Annotated in this window: 15 protein-coding genes; 5 read left to right on the forward strand and 10 right to left on the reverse strand. The window is 72.4% G+C overall.

Going from position 1 to position 14,617, the window contains the following annotated elements:
* Positions 1-211 precede the first annotated feature (211 nt).
* Genes ACZ69Q_RS37365 through ACZ69Q_RS37375 form a run of 3 tightly spaced genes read left to right on the forward strand, consistent with a single transcriptional unit; the run spans position 212 to position 2,183 of the window.
* Positions 212-772, forward strand: a complete 561-nt coding sequence (locus ACZ69Q_RS37365; protein WP_471051062.1) for a hypothetical protein — start codon at positions 212-214, stop codon at positions 770-772.
* On the forward strand, positions 769-1,233 hold the full coding sequence (locus ACZ69Q_RS37370) for a ferritin-like domain-containing protein (protein WP_471051065.1): 465 nt from the start codon (positions 769-771) through the stop codon (positions 1,231-1,233). Before ACZ69Q_RS37365 ends, ACZ69Q_RS37370 begins: the two co-directional genes overlap by 4 nt.
* A 50-nt stretch (positions 1,234-1,283) precedes the next feature.
* Positions 1,284-2,183 (forward strand): aminoglycoside phosphotransferase family protein, encoded by a 900-nt coding sequence (locus ACZ69Q_RS37375; protein ID WP_471051067.1) that lies wholly within the window; start codon positions 1,284-1,286, stop codon positions 2,181-2,183.
* Between the two features lie 199 nt (positions 2,184-2,382).
* Here ACZ69Q_RS37375 and ACZ69Q_RS37380 read toward each other — a convergent pair whose 3' ends face one another.
* The 4 genes from ACZ69Q_RS37380 to ACZ69Q_RS37395 all read right to left on the reverse strand — a co-directional run bounded on the left by ACZ69Q_RS37380 (position 2,383) and on the right by ACZ69Q_RS37395 (position 5,848).
* Positions 2,383-2,730: a hypothetical protein gene (locus ACZ69Q_RS37380; RefSeq protein WP_471051070.1), complete on the reverse strand. Its 348-nt coding sequence runs from the start codon at positions 2,728-2,730 to the stop codon at positions 2,383-2,385.
* A 525-nt stretch (positions 2,731-3,255) separates the two neighbouring features.
* A complete protein-coding gene (locus tag ACZ69Q_RS37385; RefSeq protein WP_471051073.1) occupies positions 3,256-3,837 on the reverse strand; it encodes a WhiB family transcriptional regulator in 582 nt (193 codons plus the stop codon).
* Positions 3,834-5,261, reverse strand: coding sequence for a BN159_2729 family protein (locus ACZ69Q_RS37390; protein WP_471051076.1), 1,428 nt, complete (start codon positions 5,259-5,261; stop codon positions 3,834-3,836). The genes ACZ69Q_RS37385 and ACZ69Q_RS37390 overlap by 4 nt, the downstream gene beginning before the upstream one ends.
* On the reverse strand, positions 5,258-5,848 hold the full coding sequence (locus ACZ69Q_RS37395) for an RNA polymerase sigma factor (protein WP_471051078.1): 591 nt from the start codon (positions 5,846-5,848) through the stop codon (positions 5,258-5,260). Before ACZ69Q_RS37395 ends, ACZ69Q_RS37390 begins: the two co-directional genes overlap by 4 nt.
* 307 nt (positions 5,849-6,155) lie before the next feature.
* Here ACZ69Q_RS37395 and ACZ69Q_RS37400 point away from each other — a divergent pair, with 307 nt between their 5' ends.
* Together ACZ69Q_RS37400 and ACZ69Q_RS37405 are read left to right on the forward strand one after the other, a co-directional pair.
* Positions 6,156-6,578 carry a helix-turn-helix domain-containing protein gene (locus ACZ69Q_RS37400; RefSeq protein WP_471051081.1) on the forward strand — a complete coding sequence of 141 codons (423 nt, stop codon included), beginning with the start codon at positions 6,156-6,158 and terminating at the stop codon, positions 6,576-6,578.
* Between the two features lie 189 nt (positions 6,579-6,767).
* Positions 6,768-7,013, forward strand: a complete 246-nt coding sequence (locus tag ACZ69Q_RS37405) for a hypothetical protein (protein ID WP_471051084.1) — start codon at positions 6,768-6,770, stop codon at positions 7,011-7,013.
* A gap of 84 nt (positions 7,014-7,097) precedes the next feature.
* Here the strand turns inward: ACZ69Q_RS37405 and ACZ69Q_RS37410 are convergent, their stop codons facing one another.
* From ACZ69Q_RS37410 to dxr, 6 genes are all read right to left on the reverse strand, one after another.
* Positions 7,098-8,801, reverse strand: coding sequence for a proline--tRNA ligase (locus ACZ69Q_RS37410; protein ID WP_471051087.1), 1,704 nt, complete (start codon positions 8,799-8,801; stop codon positions 7,098-7,100).
* Between the two features lie 72 nt (positions 8,802-8,873).
* Positions 8,874-9,443 (reverse strand): GNAT family N-acetyltransferase, encoded by a 570-nt coding sequence (locus ACZ69Q_RS37415; RefSeq protein ID WP_471051090.1) that lies wholly within the window; start codon positions 9,441-9,443, stop codon positions 8,874-8,876.
* A gap of 91 nt (positions 9,444-9,534) precedes the next feature.
* Complete coding sequence (locus ACZ69Q_RS37420; protein ID WP_471051093.1) at positions 9,535-10,383, reverse strand: GNAT family N-acetyltransferase; 849 nt, start codon at positions 10,381-10,383, stop codon at positions 9,535-9,537.
* A gap of 204 nt (positions 10,384-10,587) precedes the next feature.
* Positions 10,588-11,745: a flavodoxin-dependent (E)-4-hydroxy-3-methylbut-2-enyl-diphosphate synthase gene (ispG, locus tag ACZ69Q_RS37425; protein WP_471051096.1), complete on the reverse strand. Its 1,158-nt coding sequence runs from the start codon at positions 11,743-11,745 to the stop codon at positions 10,588-10,590.
* A gap of 237 nt (positions 11,746-11,982) precedes the next feature.
* Positions 11,983-13,275, reverse strand: a complete 1,293-nt coding sequence (locus ACZ69Q_RS37430) for a M50 family metallopeptidase (protein WP_471051483.1) — start codon at positions 13,273-13,275, stop codon at positions 11,983-11,985.
* An 8-nt stretch (positions 13,276-13,283) separates the two neighbouring features.
* Positions 13,284-14,540, reverse strand: a complete 1,257-nt coding sequence (gene dxr / locus ACZ69Q_RS37435; RefSeq protein ID WP_471051099.1) for a 1-deoxy-D-xylulose-5-phosphate reductoisomerase — start codon at positions 14,538-14,540, stop codon at positions 13,284-13,286.
* Positions 14,541-14,617: the final 77 nt, after the last annotated feature.

A 14,617-nucleotide genomic window follows, 5' to 3' on the forward strand; every position in this document is an offset into this window, starting at 1 on the left:
TGTGCTGTTGTGGGATGGGTCGCGTGTCTGGTCAAAGGGTATCGGGTCGCGGGGAGTGTTGCCGTCCACCTGCGCGTGAGCGGTGCCGATGAGTGGTGCCGGGCGCGTGCGCGGGTACGGTGATCACGGGCCTGCGGTCCGCCGATCCCGCGGCCGCTTCCGCAACCGCATTCGCAACTGCTTTCGTACGAGCTCCCCGAGGACGTCTGCCGTGCCGTTCCCCTCGCCACCGCGCTCCCCCTCGGGGCCGCGCAGAAGAACCCTGCTCGCCTCCGCCGCAGGGGCCGCCCTGCTGGTGGGCTGCACCTCCCGGCCCGACGATTCGGACGGCGGCACGAGCGGCAGCCCGTCGCTCGCCGAGAAGGCACGCGCGCGTGCTGCCCGCGACAGCGAGGACCTGGTCGGGCGCTACGACGCCGTGCTCGCCGCCCATCCGGTGCTGGCGGGACCGGTGGGGCCGTTGCGGGCGGAGGTGCTGCGACACGCGGCGGCGTTCGGCCCGGGTCCGTCAGAGCCGTCCAGCGCATCGCCCACGGCGTCCGGGGCGCCGAAGGGCGGTACGGCGTCGCCGTCGGCCTCCCCGGCGCCGAGCGTGTCCATTCCCGCGAACGAGCGCGACGCGCTGGCCGAGCTGGCCGCCGCCGAACGGGCCCTCGCGGACCGGCGGGCGAAGGCACTGCTCGACGTTCCCGGTGAACTGGCGCGGCTGCTGGCCTCGGTGGCCGCGGCCGGGGCCGTGCACGCGTACCTGCTGACGGAGGAGGCCAAGTGAGCGAGGCGAAGAAGGCGACCGTCAAGGCCCTCCAGGCGGCGCTCGCCGCCGAGCACGCGGTCGTGTACGGATACGGCGTCGTCGGCGGCCGGATCAGCGAGGAGCGGCGCTCGGAGGCGCGTGCGGCGTACGCGGCACACCGGGCGCGGCGGGACGCGCTCGCGCGCGAGGTGAGCGACCGGGGCGCCGAGCCGGTCTCCGCGAGCGCGGCGTACGCGCTGCCCTTCCCGGTGCCGGACTCGGCCTCGGCCGTCCGGCTCGCCGCCGAGTTGGAGGACCGGGTGGCCGGGGTGTACTCCGACCTGGTGCGCGCGGCCGAGGGTGAACTGCGGGGCACGGCCGCCGGGGCGCTGCGCGAGGCCGCGGTGCGGGCGGTGCGCTGGCGGGGCGGGAGCGTAGCCTTCCCTGGGCTCGCCGAGCGTGCGGGCACCACGGCCCCGTCGGCGGCGCCCACCGCCTGACGCGGGCAGGAGCACACGTACGGGCAGTACGGGAAGGGAACGACTCGCGCATGGCTTTCGAACCGCCGCAGCGTCTGGTCAGGGCGCTCGGTGAGACGGCACCGGCCGGTGACCACTGGTTGGAGATGCTGCCGGAGGCGGCCCACCAGGCCGTCGCGCTACGCGAGTTGACCGTCGAGCGGGTGCAGCTTCCGGGTGGCCGCAGCAGCCTGGTGGTCCTGGTGCGGCGGCCGGACGGCACCCCGGCCGTGCTGAAGCTGGCGCCGCCCCGGGCCCGCCCGGAGAGCGAGCGGGCCGCGCTCGCGCGCTGGGGCGGCACGGGTGCCGTACAGCTTCTGGAGCCCTTCGTGACCGAGGGCGTGCTGCTGCTGGAGCGGCTGCGTCCGGATCTGTCGGTGCGGTCGCTGCCGGAGGCGAAGGCGTTGCTGGAGGCGGCGGGGACGCTGCGGCGGCTGTGGGTGGAACCCCCGGCCGACCATGCCTTCGAGACGGTGGCCGAGCGGACGGGGCGGCAGGCCGAGGCGATGCGGGCGACCGCGTCGGCGGATGCGGAGGTGGCGACGCTGGTCGACGCCGCGCTCGCCGCCCGCGAGGAACTGCTGGCCGCGCCGCCCGAACGGCGGTTGCTGCACGGGACGTTCCGGCAGAGCAAGGTGCTGGCCGGGGAGCGGATGCCGTGGCTGGCGGTGGGGCCGGATCCGGTCGTGGGCGAGTGCGCGTTCGACCTGGCGCGGCTGGTGCGGGACCGGGTGGAGGATCTGATCGCCTCACCGTCGGGTGCGGCGACGACGAGGCGGCGGGTCAAGCGGCTCGCGGAGTCGCTCGAGGTGGATCAGGAACGGCTGCGGGGGTGGACGCTGTTCCGAGCCGTGGAGTCGGGGGTGCGGGCTCGCCGGGTCGGGCGGCCGCAGGACGCGGAGTTGTTGCTGGAGTTCGCGGGCTGGCTGTAGCGGCCTGCGCCCCGGCGTCGGAGCCCCGGACGGACGGGACACCACGCCCCCCTGCCGTGGTCCGGCTCCGGGTGCCCAGGACGGGCCACGCCCCCCTGCCGTGGTCGGGGCAGAGGGGCGTGGTGGATCCGGCCGACTTGCCTCCCGAGCCTGCCGGCCGGAGTCTCGCGGGGTCGCCGGGACTGCCGTCCGGGCGCCTTCAGTGCTCGCCGGGCCGCGGAGGCATCACCGCCGCCCATGTCTCGGCCGGTGGGCCGGACAGGATTCCCTCCATCGCCAGCAACCGGGTGTGCCTGCGGATGTGGGGCGTCTGATCCGGGGGCTCGGCAGGGTCCGTGCCGACCGGAGGCGCGTACGGGACATGGACGAACAGCGGGAGGTCGGCCGCTGCCAGCCGCCAGGACAACTGCCGTCCCCCGGCCTCGATGCGCAGCAGGTGGGCGACGTCCGGTCCGCAGCCGCCGTCGGGGGTGAGGACCGCGCTCGACGGATGCAGCGCGGCCAACCAGGCGAGCAGATGGGCGCGTTCGAGCCGGGCGTGGCTCAACTCCCGTTCGTAGGAGTCGGCGTACCGCCGCCAGCGGTCACGCTGCTGCCGGCAGTCCTCCAGGTCACGCCCGAGCCGGTGGCACGGTCCGGGCCGGTCGCACGGTCCGAACCGGTGGCACGGTCCGAACCGGTGGCACGGTCGGGGCCGCCGCACGAGGGGTTTGCCGCGACGCCGCAGGACGCGGAGCAGTGCGACGGCCGTTCGGCCGAGGGGACCCGGGGTCCGGGGGTGGCCGGCTCCGGTCGCGTCGGGCTGGGGATCCGACGGGGGCGGGGACATGAGGTACTCCGGTCGTGGTGAGGGGATGTCAGTCGGGTCGCGGTGAGGGGATGTCGGCCCGGGTCGCGGTCAGGGGGTGTCCGCCCGGGTCCCGATGAGGGGATGGCAGCTCAGGACGCGGTGAGGGCATGTCGCCCTGGGCCGCGTCAGGGGATGGCAGCCCAGGTCCCGGTCGGGGGACGTCAGCCCGGTCGCGGTCAGGGGATGGCAGCCCGGGTCCAGGTGAGGGGATGTCAGGTCCTGTCAGCCCGGGTCGCCGGATGGCCCGGCTCGGTGTCGGGCGGGGTCTCGGAGCCGGGCCTTCTCTCGCTGGTCGCGAGTGGAGCCGGTACGGCGATAGCGGCCGGCCTCCCGGGAGTTGGCGGCGCGACACGCCTCGTCGACCGGCTCGCCCCGGCGCAGGTGCCGCTGATAGGCGGCGCGGGTGCCGCAGGGGGCGGGCCGGGTGCGCGGGGGTCCGGCCGGGTCGCGCGGAACGGCACGGTCGACGGATGCGGCGGGCGGTGGCGTCTGCCCGCGCTGCTGTGCCCCCGTCGGGTTCGCGGTGCGCTCCAGGTCATGCCGCTGGGGACCGGTGAGCCCGGCCACGACGCCTTGGCGCTGGCACCGGGGAAGGCCCCTCTCCCGTTGCAGCACGGCGGCCCGGCACGGATCGAGGACGGGACAGGCGGCGCAGATCGCGACGGCCGTTGGCCATGAACTGCGCGAGAACCAGAGGTCCGCGTCCCGCTCCCCGCAGGCGGCGCTCGACTCCCAGACCCGCGAGCCCCCGTCCGCCGGCCCCACCCCGCCCCGGATCCGCACAGCCGCCCCACCGCGCGTCATACGACCGGCCCGATCGGACCGCACACCGGCGCGTAGGGCGGCTCGGACGGGGTTCGGGGCGGCGCTGCGGCCCGGGGCGCGAACGGCACTGCGGGCGGAGGCGTAAACGGCACAGCGGACCGGGCTGGGAACGGCATCGCAGGCGGAGGTGCGAACGGCACTGCGGGCGGAGGTGGGGCCGGCGCTGCGGGCGGACGTGCGAACGGCACTGCGGGCGGAGGTGGGGCCGGCGCTGCGGGCGGACGTGCGAACGGCACGGCGGGCGGAGGTGGGGCCGGCGCTGCGGGCGGACGTGCGAACGGCACGGCGGGCGGAGGTGGGGCCGGCGCTGCGGGCGGAGGTGCGAACGGCACTGCTAGGCCGGCTTCGGACGGCACTCCCGTCCCGGCCACCGACGGCACTCCCGGCGCGGCTGCCGGCATGGGTAACGCCCCGCTGTCGGCAGAGGCGACGACGGCCGGCGTGGGGGCCCGCACCGGCGACAACGGCCCCAGATGAACCGCCAGGTTGGCGAGGGAACACCGCTCGGGCCGGCCGTCCAGGGACATCAGGGGCATGCCGTCGTGGCTCCGGCAGCCCTGGAAGTACCAGACGTCGCCCTGCGCGTCGCGCTGCGCAAGCGCCAGGTCGTACGTGACTCCGCCGAGCCGGAAGAGACGCGCGTGCGGTGCGGCCGCCGAGGAGGCGGGCGCCGCGGCCGGGGGCGCCGAGGAGGCGGATGCCGCGGCCGAGGGCGCCGCGAAGGCGGATGCCGCGGCCGGGGGCGCCACGGAGGCGGGCACCGCGGCCGGGGGCGCCGAGGAGGCGGATGCCGCGGCCGGGGGCGCCGCGAAGGCGGGCACCGCGGCCGGGGGCGCCGCGAAGGCGGATGCCGCGGCCGGGGGTGCCGCGGAGGCGGGTGCCGCGGTCGGGGGCGTCACGGACGCAGATGCAGAGGTCGCGCCGTGGGCCACCACCGTCACCCGTACACCACCGCGTTCCCCCTCGCCGACCACCGTGTGCGGGCGGGCGCCCGGGCCGACGGCCGTAATGCCCAGGTACGCACGCCAACGGGCCCATGGGAGAGGGCCGTCGACGCGGAGCACGACCCGCACCCGGTCACCGTCCACGCGGACGCCGCAGGGACCGGCGTGCCCGGCCAGCCGCCGTTCGATGGCGTGCGCGACGGAGCGTGCCCGTGCGCAGGAGGCGTCCCAGGCCAGGGCCTTGCGCTCCAGGTCGGTGAGCGGGCGCGGGGCCGACGACCAGCGGCCGTCCGGCGTCCGGTGCAGTACGGCGCCGAAGGAGCGCCCAGGGTCGACCAGGAGTCGGGCCGAGTCGAGCGCGTGCGCGACCGCGGTCGCCCGGTCGGATCCGGTGGACTCCAGGGCGGACCCCAGGACCGCTCGGATCACGCCGACGGCGTGCGGGAAGTTGCTGTTCACACGAACACCGCCCCGGTCGGCCGGCGGAGGTTCCGCAGGGCGCGGTAGGTCAGCGTCTTGACCGCGCCGACGCTGCGGCCCATCGCCAACGCCGTCTCCTGCGGCGTCAGTTCGTCCAGGAAGCGCAGCTCCACGCAGTGCCTTTGCGGGGCGTTGAGGGTGTGCAGGGCGGCGCGGACCGCCTCGTACGCCTCGACGGCCTCCAGTGCGCGCAGGGCGAGCGCCTCCGTGTCCCCGCCGGCCGCACCGGGGTCGTCGAACTCCGCGACCGGGGTCTCCAAACGCGTGCGGCCACGCCCGAGTTCGTCGAGGTAGAGGTTCTTCGCGATGGTGGTCAGCCAGCCGGCGAAGGCCGTGCCCTGCCAGGTGAACGCGTCGATGCGCCGCAGGGCGCGGGTGAACACCTCCTGCGTCAGGTCCTCCGCCAGATGTCTGTTGCGCGTGCGCACCAGCAGGAAGCCGTACACGACGCGGTAGTGCTGGTGGTACAGGGCCGCGAAAGCCTCGCGGTCGCCCGTGCGGGCCCGGGCGACGAGCTCGGGTTCCGGGTTGCCCGGAGCGGTGTTGCCGTTGTCCGGTAGGGACACGATCGGTTCTCCCGTCGACGTCGTTCTCTCGAATCTTCAATATTCATGTAGATGTAGATTCTCTGAGCGGACAGAGGCAGCCCGCGCCAGGAGGCGCGATCCACATCCAGAGCCATCTACAGTCTTCATGTAGATGCAGATAGTGTCAAGATACCTACGGAGCGTGAGGGAAGGCGGGATGCCGGCGGAGGCCGGGGGCGCGCGGTTGTACGGCCGCCCGAACAGCGCTCCCGTACGCTCCCGAAGCCCTCGCGACCGATCTGCGATCTACTTGCGCTTGTAGATATTGATGCCGGATCCTCGATGCGTGACGATCCAGCAGAGCAGCCAAGGAGACCCGGACCCCGGCCAGGATCCCCCGCGCCGGGACGAGGACCTGGCGGCTCTGCTCGAACGTCTCCTGGCGCAGGCGCCGGACAGGACGCAGAAGGACCTGGCGGCCGAAGCCGGTATCTCCTATCCGACGCTGAACGCCTGGATGAACCGCACCCGCGGCACCTCGCGCATCGATCCGGAGAAGCTGCGGGCCATGGTCGAGGTGTTCCGGCGCTGGGGCGTGCGGACCACACCGAGGGAGTTCTTCGAGGCGGTCGGCCGCCCGGTCCCCGGGCCCAGCGGGGACGAGCGCGAGGCCCGGCTCCTCAAGCTGTACCGGCAATTGCCGGAGGCACGTCAGCGCGCACTGCTCAAGGACGCCGAGGCGATGCTTCAGGTCAGCCGCATCGGCTGAGGTCAGGGGCGCGTTCTCGGCCATCGGGCCGCGCCGCGGGCGCGTGCCGGGCGTGACGGGCGCTTCCGGTGCGACGGGAGAATATGACGAAACTCCTCACGCACCCGACCGCCGTCGGTACCATCAGTCAGCCGCTGACCTCCCGGAGCGGATCACTCCGTGCCGTAGTGCATCCCTGGGGAGACAGTTGTGTGCGTCCACATTACCGTGACGGACGGTCTGGCGAGCATCGCAGTCTGGGACCCGGACGAGGTCAGCATCCGCGTCGCCAGAGGTGCCCCCGCGCGTGACGTGCTCCGTGAAGTGGCGGACATCCTGCTCATCGACCTCGGCGCCCCCGGCTCACGCGGCGGACCGCTGCGCTGCTTCTGCGGCATGCGTGTCGACGTTCCGCACGAACTCCTCCCCCGCGTGCTCACGGCCGAGGCCGGCTGAAGCGGGTGATACGCCGGACCGTCCCCCGCCGTGGCGACGCTGACGCTGTGTCACGTCCCACGGTCGGGGAACGGTCGGGTTCCGCTACGCCGTCAGGCGGGCGATCGCCTCGTCCACCGTCAGTTCCTCGCGCTCGCCGGTCCTGCGGTCCTTGAGCTCGACGACGCCCTCGGCCGCGCGCCGCCCCGCCACCAGGATCTGCGGTACGCCGATCAGCTCCGAGTCGGTGAACTTCACGCCCGGCGAGACACCGGCGCGGTCGTCGCACAGGACGCGCAGGCCGGCCGTCGCCAGCTTCTCGGAGACGTCGAGGGCGAGTTCGGTCTGCAGGGCCTTGCCCGCGGCGACCACGTGGACGTCGGCCGGGGCGACCTCGGCCGGCCAGCACAGGCCCTTGTCGTCGGCGGTCTGCTCGGCGAGGGCCGCGACGGCGCGGGAGACGCCGATGCCGTAGGAGCCCATGGTGACGCGGACCGGCTTGCCGTTCTGGCCGAGGACGTCGAGCTTGAGGGCGTCGGCGTACTTGCGGCCGAGCTGGAAGATGTGGCCGATCTCGATGGCGCGGTCCAGCTTGAGGCCGGTGCCGCACTTCGGGCAGGGGTCGCCCTCCTGGACGACCACGACGTCGACGTACTCATCGACCTCGAAGTCACGGCCCGCGACGACGTTCTTCGCGTGCATGCCCTCCTTGTTGGCGCCGGTGATCCAGGAGGTGCCGGGGGCCACACGCGGGTCGGCGAGGTACTTGACCTTCTCGCCCAGGCCCTGCGGGCCGACGTAGCCGCGGACCAGGTCCCGGTGCTCGGCGAAGTCCGCCTCGGTGACCATCTCGACGACGGCCGGGGCGAAGTGGGCCTCGACCTTGTCCATGTCGACCTCGCGGTCGCCGGGGACACCGACGGCGACGATCTCGCCGTCGACCTTGACCAGCAGGTTCTTCAGGGTGGCGGAGGCCTGGACGCCGAGGTGTGCGGCGAGGGTCTCGATGGTGGGGGTGTCCGGGGTCGGGATCTCCTCGAGCGCGGCCACGCCCGCGGCGTCGACCGGCTTGAGCTCGTAGGTGATCGCCTCGGTGTTGGCCGCGAAGTCGCAGTTCGGGCAGTCGGCGAAGGTGTCCTCGCCGGCCTCGGCCGGGGCCAGGAACTCCTCCGACTTCGAGCCGCCCATCGCGCCGGCGGTCGCGGCGCAGATGCGGTAGTCGAGGCCGAGGCGCTCGAAGACACGCTGGTAGGCCTGGCGATGCAGGGCGTAGGACTGGGCGAGGCCCTCGTCCTCGGTGTCGAAGGAGTAGGAGTCCTTCATCAGGAACTCGCGGCCGCGCAGGATGCCGGCCCGCGGGCGGGCCTCGTCGCGGTACTTGTGCTGGATCTGGTAGAGGATGACCGGCAGGTCCTTGTAGGAGGACGCCTGGTCCTTCACCAGCAGGGTGAAGATCTCCTCGTGGGTCGGGCCGAGCAGGTAGTCGCCGCCCCTGCGGTCCTTCAGACGGAACAGCTCCTGGCCGTACTCGTCCCAGCGGCCCGTCGCGTCGTACGGCTCACGCGGCAGCAGCGCGGGGAGCAGCACCTCCTGGGCGCCGATCGCGTCCATCTCCTCGCGGACGATGCGCTCCACATTGGCGAGGACCCGCTTGCCGAGGGGCAGCCAGGACCAGATGCCGGCCGCGGTGCGGCGGACGTAGCCGGCGCGGACGAGCAGCTTGTGGCTGAGGACCTCGGCGTCGGCCGGGTCGTCGCGCAGCGTCTTCGCCATCAACTGGGACATGCGCTGGACCGGTGCGTTGGCCATGGTTCTCGTACTCCTGCCGGGTTTGGGTTATGGCAGGAGGTTAGCCGGGCGGTACGGGACGGTGGAAATCGGTTAACGGCGGCGGAGCGGAAGAGGGGCGCCCATCACGGCGTACGGCTTCGGGGCGCTGGGGAAGAGGACCTGGCGGGCGAGGTCCTCGTAGCCGAGGGAGTGGTAGAGGCCGCGCGCCGGGCTGTCCACGTCGATCGCCGAGAGGATCGAGCGGGGTTCGGCGGCACCGTCCGTGAGCGTGGTGATCAGGGAACGGCCGACGCCCCGGTTCTGGTAGCGGGGGTGGACGTGCAGTTCCGTGATGACGAAGGAGTCGTCGAGCCAGAAGTCGTGGCCCTGGGCCCGCAGGTAGGGCTCCACGACGGTGGACCACCAGTGGGTGCGGTCGTTGGGCATGCCGTAGACGAATCCCGCCAGCAGTCCGCCGGCGGTCGTCGCGCCGAGAGCCCTTGCTCCCGGGTAGGTCATGTGGCGCAGGACGATCTGGCGGCGTACGGCCACCTCGTCCGGGCCCAGTCCGAACGCCACCGCCTGGACGGCGAGTGCCTCGTCCACGTGGGCCGACAGGTCCAGGGGGCCGATCACGATGTCGTCTGGTTGGCGGCGGTGTGCGTGACCGGGAAGGCGCATGGTGGGGAGCCTACAGGGGGGTTTCTGCTGAGTTCCGGGTGCGGCTCGGCGGTGGTTGCGCACGCAGTTCCCCGCGCCCCTTGAAGGGGTTTCAGAACAGGACGCTCATGAAGGCGCCGACCTCTTGGAAGCCCACCCGCCGGTACGTCCTTCTCGCCGCCGTGTTGAAGTCGTTGACGTACAGGCTGACCACCGGGGCCACGTCCGCGAGGGCGTAGCGCAGGACGGCCGCCATGCCGGGGGCCGCCAGGCCCTGACCGCGGTATTCGGGGGCCACCCAGACGCCCTGGATCTGGCAGGCGCGGTCCGTCGCGGCGCCGATCTCGGCCTTGAAGACGACCTTGCCGTCCTGGTCGAGGCGGGCGAAGGAGCGGCCGGAGCCGACGAGTTCGGCGACCCGGGCCTGGTAGAGGAGCCCGCCGTCGCCGACCAGCGGTGAGACGCCGACCTCCTCGGTGAACATCGCCACGCACGCCGGCATGATCGTGTCCATCTCGTCCTTGCGGATGCGGCGGACGTAGGGATCCGGGGTGATGTCGGCCGCCATGTGGTCGGTGACCATCAGGGGCTGGTGGGAGCGGATCTCGCGGGCCGGGCCCCAATTGGGCTCCAGCAGGCGCCAGAGCTGGGCGGTGGAGTCGGCGGGGCCGACGATGGAGGAGCATCGGCGGCCCGCGCGGCGGGCACGGTCGGCGAAGGCCCGTACGGCTCGGGGGGTGGCGCAGATCGGGACGAGGTTGGCGCCCGCGTAGCACAGGGACGTCAGCATGCCGTCCTCGTACCAGCCCCACATCTCGCCGCCGAGGCGCCAGGGGTCGAGGCCGGCGATCTGGACGCGGGACGTCACGAAGGCGTTCGCGACCGGCTCGCGGTCGAGGACGGCGAGCGCGGCGTCCAGGTCACTCGGTTCGAGCACCCGTGAGGTGGTCTGGGTCAACACGTGCGGGGCCTCACGCTGGGGTTCTGCTGGTCCCCGCACTGTACCTGCGGAAGCTTTGCCGTGCCGCCCTGCCCGAGTTGCGGTCCTTTGAGGAGGGACCGCCGGACACCGCCCCGCCTCCGGGGGCTGCCGCCCCCGGACCCCCGGCTCCGGCCCTGAACGGGCCTCGTCCTCAAACGCCGGACGGGCTGAGATACAGCCCTCTCAGCCGGCCACCGCCACCGACGGCTCGCCCGACTCCACGCCGTCCGCCTCCATCTGTTCGGCCAGCTTCATGGCCTCCTCGATGAGGGTCTCGACGATCTTGGACTCGGGGACCGTCTTGATGACCTCGCCCTTGACGAAGATCTGGCCCTTGCCGTTGCCGGAGGCGACGCCGAGGTCGGCCTCGCGGGCCTCGCCGGGGCCGTTGACGACACAGCCCATGACGGCGACGCGGAGGGGGACGTCCATGCCGGTCAGGCCCGCGGTGACCTCTTCGGCCAGCTTGTAGACGTCGACCTGGGCGCGGCCGCAGGACGGGCAGGAGACGATCTCCAGGCCGCGCTGCTTGAGGTTCAGGGACTCCAGGATCTGGTTGCCGACCTTGACCTCCTCCACGGGGGGCGCGGAGAGGGAGACGCGGATCGTGTCGCCGATGCCCTGGGAGAGGAGTGCGCCGAAGGCGACCGCGCTCTTGATGGTGCCCTGGAACGCCGGGCCCGCCTCCGTCACGCCGAGGTGGAGGGGGTAGTCGCACTGCTCGGCCAGGAGCTGGTAGGCCCGGACCATCACGACGGGGTCGTTGTGCTTGACCGAGATCTTGATGTCCCGGAAGTCGTGCTCCTCGAAGAGGGACGCCTCCCACAGGGCCGACTCGACGAGGGCCTCGGGCGTCGCCTTGCCGTACTTCTGGAGCAGGCGCCGGTCCAGCGAGCCGGCGTTGACGCCGATGCGGATCGGGGTGCAGTGGTCCTTGGCGGCCCGCGCGATCTCCTTGACCTTGTCGTCGAACTGCTTGATGTTGCCCGGGTTGACCCGGACCGCGGCGCAGCCGGCCTCGATGGCGGCGAAGACGTACTTCGGCTGGAAGTGGATGTCGGCGATCACCGGGATCTGCGACTTGCGGGCGATGGTCGCGAGCGCGTCCGCGTCGTCCTGCGTGGGGCACGCCACACGCACGATCTGGCAGCCGGAGGCCGTGAGCTCCGCGATCTGCTGGAGGGTGGCGCCGATGTCCGACGTACGCGTCGTCGTCATCGACTGGACCGAGACCGGAGCGTCCCCGCCGACGGGGACGGATCCGACCTGGATCTGACGGCTCTTCCGGCGCTCGGCGAGCTTGGTCGGTACGGACGGCATGCCGAGAGAAATCGCAGTCATCTGCTGTGCAACCCCAAGTCGTGGATCAAGGTCCGGTCCCGTCAGCAGCGGGCTCCAGGCTTCGAGATTACGGCACCGGGCCTGACCCCAGCACTCCCCCACCTCGAATGCACTCGGCGGGGGGACCCCCCTCGGCCCGTAAACCCACTCAATGGAAGGCGGCCCGGGACACTGTGCTTTCTGGGGGGCGAACCCCCCAGACCTCCCATATCCCGGGCCGCCTCGAACGCCGTATGACTAGGAGATTCTGACCGGGTTAACGAGGTCCGCGACCAGCACCAGCAGGGTGAAGCAGATGAAGACTCCGGCGACCACGTAGGCCACCGGCATCAGCTTCGCCACGTCGAACGGACCGGGGTCCGGCCGGCGCAGGACCTTCGCCGTGTTGCGGCGCAGCGCCTCCCACAGGGCGCCCGCGATGTGACCGCCGTCGAGCGGCAGCAGCGGGAGCATGTTGAACAGGAACAGGGAGAGGTTGAAGCCGGCCAGGAGGAAGACGAACGTGGCGAGCTGCTGCGATGCCGGGATGTCCAGTGTCGCGATCTCGCCGCTGACCCTCGCCGCGCCGACGATGCCCATCGGGGAGTCCGGTTCGCGCGGGCCGTCGCCGAAGGCGGCGTCCCACAGGGCGGGGATCTTGGAGGGCAGGGCCACCAGGGAGTCGACGGCCTCGCCGACCCGGTCGGTCATCCAGGACACGGAGTCGCCGAAGTCCTGTTTGACGACGCCGGTGGCCGAGCTGAAGCCGAGGAAGCCCGCCTTGACGTACTCGCCCTCGACGTACGCCCCGGCCGCGTCCTTCTTGACGACCCGGTTGGTGGCGATCGTCGCCTTCAGGGTCACCTGCTCGCCGCCCCGGTCGACGACGATCGGCACCTGCTTGCCGGCGCTGTCGCGGATGAGGTCGGAGAGGGTGTTCCAGTCGTCGGTGCGCACCCCGTCGAAGGCGACGATCTTGTCGCCGGCCTTCATGCCCGCCGCTTCGGCCGGCGACCTGGGGTCGGACGCCTTGCACTCGTCGCGGTTCTCGGTCTGGGCGATGACGCACGGGGAGACCGAACTCACTGTGGTGGTCTGCTGCTGGATGCCGAAGCCCATCAGCACCGTGAGGAACAGTCCGAACGCGAGGATCAGGTTCATGAACGGGCCCGCGAACATCACGATGACCCGCTTCCACGGCTTGCGCGTGTAGAACAGGCGGGTCTCGTCGCCGGGCTTGAGCTCCTCGAACGCGGCCGAGCGGGCGTCCTCGATCATGCCGCGCCACGGTGAGGTGGAGCGGGCCTCCAGGCGGCCGTCGGGGCCGGGCGGGAACATGCCGATCATGCGGATGTAGCCGCCGAACGGGATCGCCTTGAAGCCGTACTCGGTGTCACCCTTCTTCCGCGACCAGATCGTCGGGCCGAAGCCGACCATGTACTGCGGCACCCGGATGCCGAACATCTTGGCCGTGGACAGGTGGCCCAGCTCGTGCCAGGCGATCGAGGCGAGCAGCCCGACCGCGAACAGCACTATGCCGAGGATGAACATCAGGGTCGTCATGCACGGGCCTCCGCCGTGTGGGCCGCCAGTTCCCGGGCCCGGTGACGGGCCCAGCTCTCCGCTTCGAGGACGTCCGCGACGGTCAGCGAAGTTCCCGAGCGCGGGGTGCCGTGCTCCTCCACGACCCGCGTCACGGTCTCGATGATCCCGTTGAACGGCAGTGCGCCGGCCCGGAAGGCCTCCACGCACTCCTCGTTGGCCGCATTGAACACCGCGGGCGCCGTGCCCGCGAGCTCCCCCACGTGGCGCGCCAGGCCGACCGAGGGGAACGCGTCGTTGTCGAGCGGGAAGAACTCCCAGGTCGACGCCTTGCTCCAGTCGAAGGTGGGCGCGGCGTCGGGAATGCGTTCGGGCCAGCCGAGGCCGATGGCGATCGGCCCGCGCATGTCGGGGGGCGTCGCCTGGGCGATCGTGGATCCGTCGGTGAACTCAACCATCGAGTGAACATACGACTGGGGATGCACGACCACCTCAATGCGGTCGAAGGAAATGTCGTAGAGCAGGTGCGCCTCGATGACCTCCAGGCCCTTGTTGACCAGGGTCGCGGAGTTGATCGTGATCACCGGGCCCATGGCCCAGGTGGGGTGGGCGAGGGCGTCGTCCACGGTCACGTTCGCCAGCTCGGCCTTCGTACGGCCGCGGAAGGGGCCGCCGGAGGCGGTCACCACCAGCTTGCGCACGTCCGCGCGCGTGCCGGACGCCAGCGCCTGGAACAGGGCGGCGTGCTCGGAGTCGACCGGGATGATCTGCCCGGGCTTGGCGAGCGCCTTGACCAGCGGGCCGCCGACGATGAGCGACTCCTTGTTGGCGAGCGCGAGGGTGCGGCCCGCCTCCAGGGCGGCGAGGGTGGGCGCGAGGCCGATGGAGCCGGTGATGCCGTTGAGGACGGTGTGGCAGTCGGAGGCGGCGACCTGTGTGGCCGCGTCCGGTCCGGCGAGGATCTCGGGGAGCGGCTCTCCCGTGCCGTACTGGGCCGTCAGGGCCTCGCGCAGCGCAGGTACGACGTCCTCGCGGGCGACCGCGACGGTCCGCGCCTTCAGCCGGTACGCCTGCTCGGCGAGGAGTGCGACCCGGCCGCCGTTGGCGGACAGGGCGGTGACCCGGAACCGGTCGGGGTTGCGCAGCACGAGGTCGATGGCCTGGGTGCCGATGGAGCCGGTGGAGCCGAGGATCACCACGTCCTTGGGGCCGTCGCCCGCTACGGGGTCGTAGACCAGATGCGGGTCGGCGAGTGGGGCTGGACTGTCGCTCATCCCCCCATTGTGGCCGCAACGGCCGACGGGAAGGACAGGGCGTCCCCATCCGGCGGGTAACAGGATGGTGAGGGGTC

This window comes from Streptomyces sp. NPDC036764 (assembly GCF_055609385.1).

Excerpts from the sequence above, each read along its gene's own strand:
- ACZ69Q_RS37385 (WP_471051073.1), bottom strand. The coding sequence starts at position 3,837 with ATGACGCGCGGTGGGGCGGCTGTGCGGATCCGGGGCGGGGTGGGGCCG.
- ACZ69Q_RS37415 (WP_471051090.1), bottom strand. The coding sequence starts at position 9,443 with ATGCGCCTTCCCGGTCACGCACACCGCCGCCAACCAGACGACATCGTG.
- ACZ69Q_RS37430 (WP_471051483.1), bottom strand. The coding sequence starts at position 13,275 with ATGTTCATCCTCGGCATAGTGCTGTTCGCGGTCGGGCTGCTCGCCTCG.
- ispG (WP_471051096.1), bottom strand. The coding sequence starts at position 11,745 with ATGACTGCGATTTCTCTCGGCATGCCGTCCGTACCGACCAAGCTCGCC.
- ACZ69Q_RS37375 (WP_471051067.1), top strand. The coding sequence starts at position 1,284 with ATGGCTTTCGAACCGCCGCAGCGTCTGGTCAGGGCGCTCGGTGAGACG.
- dxr (WP_471051099.1), bottom strand. The coding sequence starts at position 14,540 with ATGAGCGACAGTCCAGCCCCACTCGCCGACCCGCATCTGGTCTACGAC.
- ACZ69Q_RS37410 (WP_471051087.1), bottom strand. The coding sequence starts at position 8,801 with ATGGCCAACGCACCGGTCCAGCGCATGTCCCAGTTGATGGCGAAGACG.